Origin of the sequence: Sphingobacterium kyonggiense (assembly GCF_039536825.1) — a bacterium.
Lineage (GTDB): Bacteria > Bacteroidota > Bacteroidia > Sphingobacteriales > Sphingobacteriaceae > Sphingobacterium > Sphingobacterium kyonggiense.
Genome location: NZ_BAAAZI010000004.1, coordinates 284,686 through 298,380, shown reverse-complemented (window position 1 = coordinate 298,380; position 13,695 = coordinate 284,686). Strand labels below are relative to the sequence as shown.

The 13,695-nt window shown below is 38.1% G+C and carries 12 protein-coding genes and 1 pseudogene; 9 read left to right on the top strand and 4 right to left on the bottom strand.

What is annotated here, in order from left to right:
- The first annotated feature begins 20 nt into the window (after window positions 1-20).
- From ABD676_RS02400 to purE, 8 genes are all read left to right on the top strand, one after another.
- The gene (locus ABD676_RS02400; protein ID WP_344673073.1) at window positions 21-839 is read left to right on the top strand and encodes a fimbrial biogenesis chaperone; all 819 of its coding nucleotides are present in this window, start codon (window positions 21-23) and stop codon (window positions 837-839) included.
- A complete protein-coding gene (locus ABD676_RS02395; RefSeq protein ID WP_344673072.1) occupies window positions 823-1,902 on the top strand; it encodes a hypothetical protein in 1,080 nt (359 codons plus the stop codon). Before ABD676_RS02400 ends, ABD676_RS02395 begins: the two co-directional genes overlap by 17 nt.
- Entirely contained in the window at window positions 1,902-4,733 is a 2,832-nt protein-coding gene (locus ABD676_RS02390; protein ID WP_344673071.1) for a hypothetical protein, read from the top strand. Before ABD676_RS02395 ends, ABD676_RS02390 begins: the two co-directional genes overlap by 1 nt.
- A gap of 171 nt (window positions 4,734-4,904) precedes the next feature.
- Entirely contained in the window at window positions 4,905-6,248 is a 1,344-nt protein-coding gene (ffh, locus tag ABD676_RS02385; protein WP_344673070.1) for a signal recognition particle protein, read from the top strand.
- A 200-nt stretch (window positions 6,249-6,448) separates the two neighbouring features.
- On the top strand, window positions 6,449-7,036 hold the full coding sequence (locus ABD676_RS02380; protein WP_344673069.1) for an NADH-quinone oxidoreductase subunit A: 588 nt from the start codon (window positions 6,449-6,451) through the stop codon (window positions 7,034-7,036).
- Window positions 7,033-7,545, top strand: a complete 513-nt coding sequence (locus ABD676_RS02375; protein ID WP_344673068.1) for an NADH-quinone oxidoreductase subunit B — start codon at window positions 7,033-7,035, stop codon at window positions 7,543-7,545. Before ABD676_RS02380 ends, ABD676_RS02375 begins: the two co-directional genes overlap by 4 nt.
- A gap of 8 nt (window positions 7,546-7,553) precedes the next feature.
- Complete coding sequence (locus tag ABD676_RS02370; RefSeq protein WP_344673067.1) at window positions 7,554-8,696, top strand: 5-(carboxyamino)imidazole ribonucleotide synthase; 1,143 nt, start codon at window positions 7,554-7,556, stop codon at window positions 8,694-8,696.
- A 22-nt stretch (window positions 8,697-8,718) separates the two neighbouring features.
- Window positions 8,719-9,219, top strand: coding sequence for a 5-(carboxyamino)imidazole ribonucleotide mutase (purE, locus tag ABD676_RS02365; RefSeq protein ID WP_344673066.1), 501 nt, complete (start codon window positions 8,719-8,721; stop codon window positions 9,217-9,219).
- Window positions 9,220-9,287: 68 nt separating this feature from the next.
- Here the strand turns inward: purE and ABD676_RS02360 are convergent, their stop codons facing one another.
- The 4 genes from ABD676_RS02360 to bshA form a co-directional block, all read right to left on the bottom strand.
- A complete protein-coding gene (locus tag ABD676_RS02360) occupies window positions 9,288-10,283 on the bottom strand; it encodes a sugar phosphate isomerase/epimerase family protein (protein ID WP_344673065.1) in 996 nt (331 codons plus the stop codon).
- Between the two features lie 243 nt (window positions 10,284-10,526).
- Window positions 10,527-11,090 carry a ribosome recycling factor gene (gene frr / locus ABD676_RS02355; protein WP_344673064.1) on the bottom strand — a complete coding sequence of 188 codons (564 nt, stop codon included), beginning with the start codon at window positions 11,088-11,090 and terminating at the stop codon, window positions 10,527-10,529.
- Window positions 11,091-11,120: 30 nt separating this feature from the next.
- On the bottom strand, window positions 11,121-11,825 hold the full coding sequence (gene pyrH / locus ABD676_RS02350; RefSeq protein ID WP_344673063.1) for a UMP kinase: 705 nt from the start codon (window positions 11,823-11,825) through the stop codon (window positions 11,121-11,123).
- A gap of 53 nt (window positions 11,826-11,878) precedes the next feature.
- Window positions 11,879-13,027: an N-acetyl-alpha-D-glucosaminyl L-malate synthase BshA gene (gene bshA, locus ABD676_RS02345; RefSeq protein ID WP_344673062.1), complete on the bottom strand. Its 1,149-nt coding sequence runs from the start codon at window positions 13,025-13,027 to the stop codon at window positions 11,879-11,881.
- 123 nt (window positions 13,028-13,150) lie between these two features.
- On the opposite strand from bshA, the pseudogene ABD676_RS02340 reads away from it, so the two are divergent.
- Window positions 13,151-13,531: pseudogene (locus ABD676_RS02340) on the top strand (aminoacyl-tRNA hydrolase); the annotation flags it as partial.
- Window positions 13,532-13,695 lie beyond the last annotated feature (164 nt).

The window sequence follows — 13,695 nt, the reverse complement described above, 5'->3', positions numbered from 1 at the left end:
CAATTTTATAATGCACAACTATGAGAAGTATACTTCTTCTATTTATATTATTCTATATTCCATTTTCTTCCACAATTGCGCAAACCGGTTTAACAGCTGGGCCCCCTCGGGTTTACTTTGTTACAGATCCTGGGCAACAACAGATGCAATTTATTGATGTCACTAATCCAAGCAAAGATTACGCATTGGAATTGGGTGTTTCATTTGAAGATTGGTCATATTCCATTGTCGGTGATAATGTGCTTAGCGCAAAAGGAAGTTTAACCAACTCTTGTTCATCGTGGTTGAGTGTTTCTGATCCTTACTTCTCTTTAGCGCCTGGTGAATCCAAGCGCATTCAAGTGACGTTGAATGTTCCTAAAGACATGTCTACACAAAATGAGACTCCCGTTCATACCAGTATGTTATTTGTTACTCAATTAAATCCAAGGGCACGGTCAGATCGAGATGGTGCAACGATTCGATTGGCTGTTCGTTCAGGAATAAAAATTTACCACCGCCTAAACGGAAGAGAGCAACAAGATATTGATATAACAAATATTTCCTACTTAACTGTTGATAGCATGGGGGATTTTTTGGCTGCGGATTATGATGTTCATTCTAATACTTGGATGGAAGGAAAAGTGCGTACAGAATTGATTAACCAGGAGAACGGTAAAAAAATAAATATAGAGGATATAGGCTTTTATGCATTACCTAAAGATGTGCGAAAGCAGTATATCCAATTGCCAAACGATTTGCCGTCAGGTAAATATGTGGCATCGGTTATCTTTTTATATAATGATCAAGAGTCGGTAAAAGTCGGTGAATTGGAGTTTGACCATGTTGCAAAGAAATAAACAGCTTTCGTTACTCGTATTGGTCTTGTTCTTAGGAACGGGGATCTTGCGGGCGCAAGTACGTTTAGCTGCCTGGTCCAGTAATTACGTTGAGTTGTCATCTTATTTAGGGGTTCAAACTGCAGATCGCTTTAATACTTTTCAGTTTATGATTTCCGGGCAGAGCACCCATAAACCTAATTGGACATTTACTGTTAGGCTTATGGAACCTATACTTCCTGTTTCTGGAGGAAGCAATGTTTCCGGACAACCCTTTCCTGCGGATAAGATTAGCTTAATCTGGACTGGTGATAACAATAGCCCTAACTTTTTCTTAGATGGAATAGGGGCGAACAAAAATCCTATTCGTTTGCAATCTGCAGGCGAGGTCAAATTGATTGATCGAGGAAAACAAGCCTTAAGTACGCATGGTGGACACAGTGCAAATTATCAATTGTATGCCGCTCTAAAGATTGATCAAGGGAAGTATTTGGATGGTTTTGTAAGTCCTAATCCATATACGCACTTACGTTATCGCGTTTCTTTATTATTTACCGTCTATGATGAACAAGGCATATCGATGGGATCCGTGCCACTGGATTACGACCTGCAGATTAGACCAAGATTAACAGATGGTCATTTGGTGGATGTTGAGCCAGACTTTAGTATTCGTTTTTTACCGGAGGCAAGTCAAGTGCGTATGCAGTTTCTGAGGGCACAGGATTATAAAGAAGGCGTTAGGGTACAGTTGAATAATGCTATACAAGTCAATTCAAATACCGACTATGAAATACGCGTTAAATCAATGGATCCACAATTTGTTTCGGCCAATGGTTTGACACTTCCATTATCCATATTGACCATTAAATTACTTCCTGGTCAGGGGGTTGAACCGGTAGGGAGTTATCCTATTATCTCCCTTTCCTCCATGGAACAAAGTTTGGGAAATGGAAGGTCACAGGATAAAAATATTCAACGCCACTATCATTTAAATTATCAAGCTAAGTTAGATTCCGATCAGCTTAGTCATATTCGAACGGGGAACTATGAGGTTTCCATCTTATACTTATTGATGCCAAAATAATGTTAGGCACTGCCAATAAATATATCTTTCTCCTTTTTATTTCCATTGGGGTATTAATAGGACGAGCACATGCTCAAGAGCATGTGGAGAATGGAGAAGTTATGTTGCTGGTCGATTCTACATTAACCCTTTCTGCGGGTTTAAACTCTTTGGTAGTGGCCGTGCGAAACGATAGTGATACCACCTTTGAAGGATCCCTAAACATCAAGTTGCCCAAAGGATTAGATATTCTTGGTCAGACTGAACGTAAAATTAGTTTGGCAGCAAAGAAAAGCTGGTATATTTCTTTAAAAATTAGGGCAAGCTCCATGTCTGGATTGAAGGCAAAACATGTGATTGGGATATTGCGCAATTCTTATGGGGAAGCTTTATTTACTAAGAAGATCCAAATTAATGTCCCCTTATTTAAATCCTTAAAATTATTTAATGAATCGTCTTTCCAGACCTTAAAACAGGTAGGAGATTCTGTTTACATTAAGATACGGGTCAGTAATATTGGTAGTACAGACGAATCGATCAAATTATTATTTTCTTCCCCGGACCGTATTGGTCGTTCCATATTTTTAGAGAAAAGTATTCAATTGGCAAGTGGTGGAGATACATTGATTTCCATGGCTTTTGTACAGGAAAAATACATGTTGTCGAGAGCTCATTTTACCCTACGGGTCAATGGTTTATATGAAAACAATGATATTTTTGACCAACTGACATTAACCTATTCGAGTCTTGTCAGTAATCGGAATTTCAAAGACCTAAATCCTAATCTTCAACGCTCCTTAAGTTATTCACCAAATTATATCGAATGGCAAACCAACAATGTTCTGGCAGATAGGCGAACGCATTTTTTGCGTTCGGAAGGTAAGTATGCGTTAGGGAGAGGGACATTAAGTTACAGTGCTTTAATGACTAAATTGGATGGTCTGGAAAAACCGCTTTTAAATAATTCTTTCTTGGAATACAGCCAAGGAAAATCAGCCATAGCAATTGGTAATTTCCAAGAGAATTTAGAGCAATCCTTGTTTGGACGTGGTATTCGTTATCAGCATGCCGATACGTTGAAGGATATAGGTTACATTGTTGGGGCTATGGAGCGAAAATCAGATTTACTTGGTTTTTATGAGCATCAAAATACGGGGTATTCTTTTTTTGGGAAATTGCAATTGGGACAATTTCGTCCTGATCGTAAATATTATGAAGGTCAATTAATTTACGATAGAAATCAGCTGGACAGTAATGTAAGTGTATTATGGAGTAATAGTTTTCATATCATTCCAAAACGTTATCAAGAGTTTGTTCAAGTTAAGGGTTTTGTAGCTGGGGCTATTCAACAATATTTTGGTTTCGGAAAAAATATTGGTAGTGTAGAGCCAGCTGTAGGATTAGGACTGAACGTGGAAAGCAGGTGGAGGAAGATGATCTTTCAGAGTGAGAATTTTTATAGTTCAGCTTATTATCCTGGAAATAAACGAGGCACTATTCAATTTATACAAAGGGTTGGCAAAAATTGGAATAAGGTGATGGCAAATTTTGGATTTACCTATATGAAGTATGCTCCAGATTATTTCTCTGTACAATTTTTGAATTTCCAAAGTGAGATTGCCCGGTGGGAAGGCAACATTTATTTGCCACTTTCAAATTTTGGATCTGTGAGCTTAACACCTAGCTTTAATAAGGATAGAACAGCTATGCTGACTTCATTTGGTCAGCAAGATTTTCATACCCAATCTTGGCGATTGTTGTCTACCTGGAACGCTAGAAGTAGAAACTTAAAACAACACCTGAATTTAATAGCGGAATCAGCTTACCTCACTAATTTATCTAATGATAAATCGCAGTTTTCTTACAGGGCAGATTTGACTTATCATTACCAGAATTTTGGTGTGAATGCTACATATCAACAAGGGGCATTGCAATCTAGTGATTTATTGAGTGCATCATTCGTGACGGAAAATCAACGAGATCGCTTTTCCCTAGGTGCTAGGTATGATGGTAAGATAGGGATGAATAAGTTCGCATGGTCATCGGCTATTATGCTCAATAGTCAACTGGGATATGGGAAAAGTTATGCCGGATCATTCCAATTGAGGTACCGTGTCCTTGCGAATACAGAGATAAGTGCTATGGTTCAATTGAATTATTTACAATCGATCCATTCCGATGCCTACTTGAACCAAAATAGTAGAATCGGCGTTCGCCAATTATTCGACTATAAAAAAGGCCCTGTACAAAAGCGTACATCGGGTGATCTTCATGTTTTCTGTTATTATGATCATAACCAAAATGAGGTTTATGATGAAGGAGATGAGCCGGCAAGTAAGTATCATTTTACGGTTAAGGATTTGTTGCTGTATACCGATAAGAGTGGGAAAGCCAAGTTTAAGAATCTCCCATATGGTCAGTATGGCCTTTTCTTCCCTCAAAAGGATCATTTCATGGCAAACAACAAAACGATTACCATTGATCAAAAACAAATTTCGGTAGAAATTCCACTTCATCGTGGAGGGACATTGAAATCCTCCATTAACTTATCTTATATAGCCGGAATCAGTATGGAGACGAACTTGAACTTAGATCGATTCACCTTATTGGCGAAAAACCATGTTGGCAAAGTCTTCCGTATACCTAGTAATATTCAAGGACAATTCGAATGGAGTCTTCCAGAGGGGGGCTATGAGGTGGTTCTGGATGAAAGCAGTTTAGGAGTGAATGAAATATGGGAAGGGGAGGGTGTTCAAGTAGAGATACGTTCTGGGGTTTTGAATACAATTCCAGACTTTGTCGTAAAAGTAAAGTCTAAAAAAATCGAAGTGAAGCGTTTTGGGAAAGGATAAGATGATTGGTTTTTGGGTTATTACCTATAGAAATAGCTGAACCCCTATAAATCTGGGCTCTGTAATGGATTTTTCTTCCTCATTTTTACGCCTTTTACATCAGAAAAGGATTTCCTTTCGATTGGATTTATTAACTTTGTGGTTTAGCAAGAATTTTCAAGAGACTAATATATGTTTTCAAATCTTCAGGATAAATTAGATAGAGCCTTTAAGGTTTTAAAGGGACAGGGGAATATTACGGAGATCAACGTTGCGGAGACCATGAAAGAGATTCGCAAGGCCTTATTGGATGCCGATGTGAACTATAAGACCGCAAAGACGTTTACCGATGATGTTAAGCAAAAAGCACTAGGTCAAAATGTATTGACTAGTATTTCTCCTGGTCAGTTATTGACCAAGATCATGAACGATGAACTGACCGAGTTAATGGGCGGTACAGTGACAGAGTTAGAGCTTACTAAGAATCCTACAGTTATTTTAATTGCTGGTTTGAACGGTGCGGGTAAAACGACCTTCTCTGGTAAATTAGCTAATTTCTTGAAAGCTTCTAAAGGTAAAAAGCCTTTATTGGTTGCTGGAGACGTTTACCGTCCTGCAGCGATAGACCAATTGGAAGTTTTAGGTCAGCAGGTGGGTGTGCCGGTTTATGTAGACCGTGAGTCTACTGATCCAATCGCTATTGCTGTTGCCGGTGTAGAAGAAGCAAAACGTAATGGACATAATGTAGTCATCATCGATACAGCAGGTCGTCTTGCTATTGATGAGCCATTAATGCAAGAAATTACTGCGGTTAAAGAAGCGACTAATCCGCAAGAGATCTTATTCGTGGTTGACTCCATGACAGGTCAGGATGCGGTAAATACAGCGAAAACATTTAATGATCGCCTTGACTTTACAGGGGTTGTATTAACTAAGTTGGATGGTGATACCCGTGGTGGTGCTGCTCTTTCCATTAAATCCGTAGTTAACAAACCGATTAAATTTATCGGTACGGGTGAGAAAATGGAAGCATTGGATGTGTTCCACCCAGATCGTATGGCGTCCCGTATCTTGGGTATGGGTGACGTTGTATCCTTGGTAGAACGTGCTCAACAACAATTTGACGAGAAACAAGCTGCAGAATTACAGAAGAAAATCCGTAAAAATAAATTTGATTTCAACGACTTTAAATCGCAAATCCAACAAATCAAGAAAATGGGTAACATGAAAGATTTGATGGGTATGATTCCTGGAGTAGGAAAAGCGATTAAAGATGTGGAAATTGATGACAATGCGTTTAAACCTATCGAAGCGATTATAGATTCGATGACTCCTTTTGAGCGTGAGAATCCAGATGCTATTGATCAACGCCGTAGAATGCGTATCGCTAAAGGCTCTGGTACTGATGTCAATGAAGTAAATAAATTGATGAAACAGTTTTCGGATATGCGTAAAGTAATGAAGCAGATGTCCAATCCAGGAATGGCTGCAAAAATGATGCGCAATATGCCAAAAATGCCAGGAAAACCTTTCTAATGCTTGAAGGATAAGTGATTTATCCATCGAGATGATAAAAATAAAAAAGAGTTGGCCGCATACTGGTCAACTCTTTTTCATATATAGAAAACTTAAATAGCTAAGTTTTTGTCTATTAAGTGATGCTAGAATAGCAGGGAATAGGATAGATATTCTAAAAAGCTATTCAATTGAATTAAATTTATTGTTAATTTTGTAATATGGACGACCCCGGGCAGATATCGGAATATGGTAAGATACTCTTAATGGCTATCATTGGTATCTTATTGGTCAGTGGTACCATGTTATTGGCGCGATTTCTAGCTCCAAAGAACCCCAATCCTATTAAATTAAGCACTTATGAGTGTGGTGAAGAATCAAGAGGTACATCTTGGGTGCAATTCAACCCTAGGTTTTATGTGATTGCCTTGGTTTTTCTACTCTTTGATGTGGAATTGCTCTTTATATTTCCTTGGGCAACGGTCTTCGGTCAAGCAGAGTTCATAGCAGCAGATTCACGTTGGGGATGGTTTTCCCTGATTGAGATGGGGATATTCTTAGCTATATTAATAGTAGGATTGATTTATGTTTGGAAAAGTGGGGATATCAGTTGGATAAAACCGCAACATAAAACACCGCAGGTGTCGGTAAATATTCCAACCTCTGCCTATGAAGCAATAAACAACAAGAGCTACAGCCTTCGTGATTATCAGGAACAAAGTATAGAAGCAGAATTAGCTAATAAAGCTGCTGAACCGGTAAAGGTTGGATTTAAACCAAGATTTAAAAAGCCTAATACAGACGCATGAGTTTAGATCAACGATTACAGCAAAATAATGGTGTTATCATTGCCAAGATGGATGATTTGCTTAATTGGGCAAGATTATCTTCGATGTGGCCAATCAGTTTTGGTATTGCCTGCTGTGCAATCGAAATGATGGGTGCTATGGCTGCAACGTATGATTTAGATCGATTGGGTGTATTTCCTCGTCCTTCGCCTAGGCAATCTGACGTTATGATCATTGCTGGTACAGTCACTTTTAAAATGGCTGATAGGATTAAGAAGCTATATGAACAAATGCCTGATCCAAAATATGTGATCTCGATGGGATCTTGCTCCAATTGTGGGGGACCATATTGGCAACATGGATATCATGTGGTAAAAGGAGTGGACAAGATTATTCCGGTAGACGTATATGTTCAAGGTTGCCCTCCAAGACCGGAAGCCTTAATCGGGGCGTTTTTAGAATTACAGAAAAAAATTGAACAACAGTCTTTATTGCAAGGGGATATCTTTCCTGTCGCAGTGGAGCAATAGAATACAATATGGCAAAAGATTTTTATGGTGACCTGCGTTTAGGGATCCTAGGTGGCGGTCAATTGGGTCGTATGTTGATCCAGGAAGCTATCAATTTTAATGTAAATATCCACGTACTGGATCCAGACCCCAATGCACCATGCAAGAAATTGTGTAACCAATTTGAGGTGGGTTCATTATCAGATTTTGAAACAGTCTATAATTTTGGAAAAGATTTGGACATGATCACTATCGAGATCGAAAAGGTAAATGTGGATGCCTTAGAAGCTTTAGAAGATGAAGGTGTCTTGGTTTATCCACAATCAAGAGTGATACGTTTGATTCAAGATAAAGGTCTTCAAAAGCAATTCTTCAAACAGAATGACATTCCTACTTCGGCATTTCAATTTGTGTCGAATAAGGATGGCTTAATGAATTGTCAGATTCCATTGCCTTATATTCAGAAATTGCGTAAGGATGGTTATGATGGTAAGGGTGTTAAGAAGATCAGTTCTCAAGCAGATTTCGCAACAGCTTTTGATGAGCCTAGCATTGTTGAAGAGTTAGTGCCGTTTGAAAAAGAAATCGCTGTTATTGTTGCTCGTAATGATAAAGGGGATATGGCTACATTTCCAATGGTAGAAATGGAATTCAATCCTCAAGCCAATTTGGTGGAATTCTTAATTTCACCTTCGACTTATTCCTTCGATATTCAAACCAAAGCGGAGAGCATCGCTAAGAAAATTGCGAACGACTTGCAGATTGTAGGTTTATTAGCCGTGGAGATGTTCTTGACAGAAGATGGTGATATTTTAGTGAATGAATTGGCCCCAAGACCGCACAACAGTGGTCACCAGACCATTGAAGGGAATTATACCTCCCAATTTGCTCAGCATTTACGTGCGATCTTTAATTTACCTTTGGGAAATACGGAGTCACGTTCAAATGCGATTATGGTGAATTTGTTGGGTGAAGAGGGATATGAAGGCTTAGCTAAATACGAAGGTATTCAGGAGGCTTTAGCAATGGATGGAGTGTATATCCATTTATATGGAAAGAAATATACCAAGCCATTCCGTAAGATGGGGCATGTATGTATTGTGAATCCTGATCGTTCCTTGGCGATTGAGAATGCCCGTAAAATACAACAGTTAATCAAAGTAATTGCATAATTAGGATAATTAAGAATATAAGATGGAAAACCCAAAAGTAAGTATCATCATGGGAAGCAAATCAGATTTGCCGGTGATGCAAGATGCTATTGAAGTTTTGAAATATTTAGGTGTAGAGACTGAAGTAACGATTGTTTCGGCACACCGTACACCAAAACGTATGTTTGATTTTGCAGAACAAGCTGCAGGACGCGGTATCAAAGTAATAATTGCCGGTGCAGGTGGGGCAGCCCATTTACCTGGTATGGTAGCTTCGATTACAACCTTGCCTGTAATTGGTGTTCCTGTGAAATCATCAAACTCCATTGATGGTTGGGATTCAGTTCTTTCTATTCTACAGATGCCTAATGGTATTCCAGTAGCTACAGTAGCGCTAAATGCTGCAAAGAATGCAGGTATTTTAGCGGCTCAAATTCTTGCTACTTCGGATGAGAAATTGGTGGCTGCAGTTCAAGCATTCAAAGATGAACTTCGTGAAAAAGTTGAAGAAACTGCTGAAGAGGTAGAACGTTTAAGGTTTTAAGAAATACGACATAAAAAAAGCTCGGAATGTGTTATTCATATCCCGAGCTTTTTTTATGTCTTTATGTTTTATTTGAAATTCTTCTGCATATAGTCGTAGGACTTTTTAATGCTAGCATATTTATCCGGCATATAGATATCATCCTGTTCTACGTAGGCGTATTTTAATCCGCTTTCATTGGCAAAAGTTACCATGTTTTTGTAGTCGATGCTACCTGAACCCACTTCAGCATACTTGGTTGTTTTAGTGACTTCATCTAAATTAATACTATCACGTTTGCCAGTTCTTTCATCAAATTTATTTAAATCCAATGGTACGGAGTTCGCACGATCCATATCCTTTATATGCCACTGAGAGAAACGACCAGGATATTTATCAAAATAAGATTGCGGGCTTTCTCCTGCCTTGGTGATCCAGAATAGATCCAGTTCAAAGGTTACTAGGTCAGGTTCTGTAAAGGCTAAAAGAATATCCAATCCCTTGGTGCCATTTCCAAACTCTTTAAATTCCCAATAGTGATTGTGGTAGCCTACTTTGATACCAGCTTTTTTAGACATTTCCCCGGCTTTGTTAAGCTGTTCTGCCATGTATTGGTATTCTGGTATGCCAAGCTTATTAAGTTTGTTTAGTGGTGGGATAGGGGCAATGATAAACTCTTGTCCCAAGTTATGGGCAACCTCAATATATTTCTCAATATTTTCCTTGTCAGAAGCGTCTTTGTCAAGGTACTTCTGCATATCATAATGACCACTATGTGTTTTCAGGTTATTGTCGTTCAGGATTTTCTTTAAGGCATCGGTTGTAATTCCCCAATGGTTTCCAGTACTAGGGTCAGCGCCATAAGTTTCTACATGCTTGTAACCGATTTTGGAAACCTGTTTTAGTACTTCCTCTGGATTTTCAGCTAGAAGGTCACGAAGAGTGAAGAGTTGTAATCCGATATTTTTTAAAGGGGAGCCAAGGTCGGTTGGTTTATTGTCGCATGCTAGGAACTGTGGGGCTATTATTCCACCCGCAATGCTTAGTCCTGCAAGCCTTATGAAATTTCTTCTTGATTGCATCATAGAATACGTTCTTATCTTTATTGAATATAGACAAATTATTTAAAAAATAAGCCTTAATTTTTCATCTCCTTTGAGGAGAAACGCCCGTAAACTTCTGTAGGCTGTTGAAAATTGATTTATGCTATAAGCTTAAGTAACGAATATAAATTTTCCCAAGTATAACATGGGTTTCAGCCATGAATAAAAAAAGGATTCTTTGTTAGAGAATCCTTTTTGATATTTCTTAAGAATTGGATAACTAACTTATACAGTCATGATATCTTTTTCTTTCAATTCAGCCAATAGATCAACTTTAGCAATATAAGCATCAGTTAATTTCTGAACTTCAGCTTCACCAGTTTTGATTTCATCTTCTGAAACACCATCATTTTTAAGTTTCTTGATGGATTCGTTAGCATCTTTACGGATGTTACGAACAGCTACACGACCTTTTTCAGTTTCTTCTTTCGCTTTTTTCACTAAGTCACGACGACGTTCTTCAGTTAATGGAGGTACAGCTAAACGGATAATAGAACCGTCATTCTGTGGGTTTAAACCAATATTGGAGTCCATGATCGCTTTCTCAATAACTGATAGCATTGGTTTTTCCCATGGTTGAATAACGATGGTACGCGCATCTGGAGTATTGATATTGCTCACTTGAGCTAATGGAGTGGAATTACCATAATAATCTACATAAATTCCATCAAGCATTCCTGGGGTAGCTTTACCTGCACGGATTTTCGTTAATTCCGATTCCGTATGTGCAACAGCCTTAATCATGCTTTCTTTGCACTCATCCAGTTGAAGGGATATAAATTCGTTCATATCTTGATTATATATATTCGTGAATGTTTATTAACTAACTACAGTTCCAACATGTTCACCGTTGGCTAATTTCAATAAATTGCCTGGTTTGTTCATGTCGAATACAATAATTGGAAGGTTATTCTCCTGACATAGCGTGAAAGCTGTCATGTCCATAACGTTCAAGCCTTTTTCATATACTTCGGTGAAGGATATGTGGTCAAATTTCTTCGCATCCGGGTTCTTTTCAGGGTCAGCAGTGTAGATACCATCTACGCGCGTTCCTTTTAGAACAGCATCAGCATTGATTTCAATTGCACGCAATGATGCAGCTGTATCTGTAGTGAAGTAAGGGTTACCAGTACCAGCACCAAAGATCACGATACGTCCTTTTTCTAAGTGACGTACTGCGCGTCTGCGGATGAAAGGTTCACAGATCTGTTCCATTTTAATCGCAGTCAAAAGACGGGTTTTAATGCCCACTTTTTCCAATGCATCTTGTAAAGCCATGGAGTTGATCACGGTAGCTAACATTCCCATGTAATCTGCTTGTACACGGTCCATACCTGCTTTTTCAGCACTTAGACCACGATAGATATTTCCACCACCAATTACAATGGCGATTTCCATACCTAAGCTATGAAGTTCTTGAATGTCTTTTGCGTATTGTTGAACACGGTTAATGTCAATACCGTAGCTTTGCTCACCCATCAAAGCTTCGCCACTGAGTTTAAGGAGGATACGTTTGTATTTCATATTTGATTTTTGGAATATTTCCAAAAGCCAAAGATATGACTTTTTGCTTGCGTTTAGTGAGATTTATTACCTTTTTTTACCTTTTCAATTACTTGCGCATAAAATTCCTCGTATCGAGGGACTATTTTACTCAGTTCAAAATCCTTCGCACGAAGCAATGCATTCTCTTTAAACTGTTTTAAAACATCGCAATCCTTCAAGATATTAATTGAATTGGTCGCCATATCATCAATATCTCCCACATCACTTAAATAACCACTAAATCCTTGAACATTCAGCTCCGGAAGTCCTCCCGTATTAGAAGAAATTACCGGTACTTTACAAGCCATAGCTTCTAATGCTGCTAATCCGAAACTTTCTGAACCCGATGGCATCAAGAAAAGATCAGCAATGGATAAGATTTCCTCTATAGCATCTTGTTTACCTAAGAATCGAATACAATCTGTAATTCCTAATTCTCTTGCTAGCTCTTCAGCTCTACGTCTTTCAGGACCATCTCCAACCATTAATAATTTGGCAGGAACTTCCTTGATAATCTTGTCAAAGATTCTGACAACATCGTCAACACGCTTAACTTTTCTAAAGTTGGAAGTGTGAACAATGATACGCTCTTGATTAGGAGCTATAGCTTTCTTGAAATGCTCATGATTCTTATTGTGGAATCGATGAAGATCAATAAAGTTTGGAATAACCTCAATGGAATTAGTAATCTGGAAATAGCTTAAGGTTTGCTCTTTCAGGTTTTCTGATACGGTCGTCACTCCATCGGATTGATTGATAGAGAATGTAACAACAGGACTAAAACTCTTGTCTTTACCAACAAGGGTAATATCCGTTCCGTGAAGTGTGGTTACTACAGGAATATCAATTCCATAGGTTGATAAGATTTGTTTTGCCAAGAATGCTACGGAAGCATGCGGAATAGCATAATGTACATGTAACAAGTCTAAGCCTTCAAAACGCACTACATCAACAAGCTTACTAGCAAGGGCAGTTTCATAAGGAGGAAAGTCAAATAAAGGATATTGATTAATCGCTACCTCATGATAAAATAGATTTTCAGAGAAAAAGTCTAAGCGTGCAGGTTGGCTATAGGTGATGAAATGTACTTGATGACCATTATTGGCCAAGGCTTTACCTAATTCTGTTGCCACAACACCACTTCCACCAAAGGTAGGATAACATACGATTCCTATTTTCATAAGCTGTTTTTTGTTGGTTTAAAGATAAGGATGCTTTTAGAATAGTTTTATAAAATTTTTGTTCGTTTAGTTTTTATGCTAATTTTATTACAAATGAACTATAATTCTGAAGATTTAATGACGGAGTTGTCTTTTAAAACAGCTCGTTCGGGAGGCAAAGGTGGGCAACACGTCAATAAAGTTTCCTCCAAAGTTTTACTTATTTGGGACTTGCAGAATTCCAATGTATTTGATGAAGAAGAAAAAGCTTTATTGAAAGACCGGCTGTTTAATCGCTTGACAAAACATGATATGCTGCAATTGGAATCTTCAGAAGACCGTAGTCAATTGCGTAATAAAGAAATCGTAATAGAGCGTTTCTTGAACCTCATTAATGAATCGCTAATACCCGATAAACCAAGAATTCCCACTAAAATACCAAAGCGAATCGTGTTGGAAAGACTGGATAGAAAGAAAAAACTAGCCAGTAAGAAATCCGATAGGCAATGGAAATATAAACCCTAATATTTCCTGTCTTTATTACAAAGTAAGCCATTGATTATTATCTTTTATTAAAATAATATCACTGTAAATCAGTGTTTTATGTGTTTTATTAGTTAATAAACTAAGTGTTTAGTTTGAAAACTAATACTTTAGTTATATATTCGTTGTATAATCGATTATAGGCA

What these genes read in the sequence shown, in the direction of transcription:
- ffh (WP_344673070.1), top strand. Translation starts at nt 4,905, where the DNA reads ATGTTTTCAAATCTTCAGGATAAATTAGATAGAGCCTTTAAGGTTTTA.
- bshA (WP_344673062.1), bottom strand. Translation starts at nt 13,027, where the DNA reads ATGAAAATAGGAATCGTATGTTATCCTACCTTTGGTGGAAGTGGTGTT.
- ABD676_RS02360 (WP_344673065.1), bottom strand. Translation starts at nt 10,283, where the DNA reads ATGATGCAATCAAGAAGAAATTTCATAAGGCTTGCAGGACTAAGCATT.
- ABD676_RS02395 (WP_344673072.1), top strand. Translation starts at nt 823, where the DNA reads ATGTTGCAAAGAAATAAACAGCTTTCGTTACTCGTATTGGTCTTGTTC.
- ABD676_RS02390 (WP_344673071.1), top strand. Translation starts at nt 1,902, where the DNA reads ATGTTAGGCACTGCCAATAAATATATCTTTCTCCTTTTTATTTCCATT.
- ABD676_RS02375 (WP_344673068.1), top strand. Translation starts at nt 7,033, where the DNA reads ATGAGTTTAGATCAACGATTACAGCAAAATAATGGTGTTATCATTGCC.
- ABD676_RS02380 (WP_344673069.1), top strand. Translation starts at nt 6,449, where the DNA reads ATGGACGACCCCGGGCAGATATCGGAATATGGTAAGATACTCTTAATG.
- frr (WP_344673064.1), bottom strand. Translation starts at nt 11,090, where the DNA reads ATGAACGAATTTATATCCCTTCAACTGGATGAGTGCAAAGAAAGCATG.
- purE (WP_344673066.1), top strand. Translation starts at nt 8,719, where the DNA reads ATGGAAAACCCAAAAGTAAGTATCATCATGGGAAGCAAATCAGATTTG.
- ABD676_RS02400 (WP_344673073.1), top strand. Translation starts at nt 21, where the DNA reads ATGAGAAGTATACTTCTTCTATTTATATTATTCTATATTCCATTTTCT.
- ABD676_RS02370 (WP_344673067.1), top strand. Translation starts at nt 7,554, where the DNA reads ATGGCAAAAGATTTTTATGGTGACCTGCGTTTAGGGATCCTAGGTGGC.
- pyrH (WP_344673063.1), bottom strand. Translation starts at nt 11,825, where the DNA reads ATGAAATACAAACGTATCCTCCTTAAACTCAGTGGCGAAGCTTTGATG.